At 50.2% G+C, this 624-nt stretch carries 2 protein-coding genes; both read left to right on the forward strand.

Features of this window, described 5'->3' with window-relative positions; translation table 11 throughout:
• A partial coding sequence (locus E1963_RS19985; RefSeq protein WP_201272100.1) for a hypothetical protein occupies window positions 1-231 on the forward strand: 231 nt, incomplete at its 5' end.
• A gap of 209 nt (window positions 232-440) precedes the next feature.
• A partial coding sequence (locus E1963_RS20300; RefSeq protein WP_207669425.1) for a hypothetical protein occupies window positions 441-624 on the forward strand: 184 nt, incomplete at its 3' end.

The following is a 624-nucleotide window of genomic DNA, read 5'->3' on the forward strand; positions in this document are numbered from 1 at the left end:
GAGAAAGGAAGAGAACCCCTCGTACAGAGGAGCGAGAGGGGAAGAAAGAAGGAGGGATGCCACCGGAGAAAGAGGAGAAGGGAGAAGGCAAAGGAGACCCCCTGCGCAGAAACGCCGGATAGGATAGATGCTCAGCTTGCCATCGCACTGAAGGAAAAGAGGAAGAAAAGAGAAAGAAAGGGGGAGGAAGGAAGGAGGAGGGGGAAGAAGAGAAAGGGAGGAAGAGGTTGACAAAGAACAGATAAAGAGGGGAAGAGAGGAGAGAAGGAAGAGAGGGGAGGAAGGGAAGAAGGAAAAGGAGAAAGAAGAGGGGAAGAAGAGGGGAAGAGGGAGAGAGCAACAATAACTGACTCGTCCAAAGGGACTCAGCATGAAGAGGAGGAAGAAGAGGGGGGGGGAGGGAAGAGGGAAAGGAAAAAGAAAGAAGCCATGCGAACGTAGTGTTGTTCAGGGACGGAAAGTCAAAAGAAAAAGGGAGAGAGACAGGGAATAGGGAAAAGGGGAAAGAGGGCAAGATAGGAAAGGGGAAGAAAGAGAAGGGGAAGGAAAGAAGAAAGCGGAAGAGGAAAAAGGGGGAAGGGACAGAAACCTTAAGCCAGGTCTTTATTCTTCTGTCCTCTTTTT

The sequence above is a fragment of the Extibacter muris genome (genome assembly GCF_004345005.1).
GTDB lineage: Bacteria > Bacillota > Clostridia > Lachnospirales > Lachnospiraceae > Extibacter > Extibacter muris.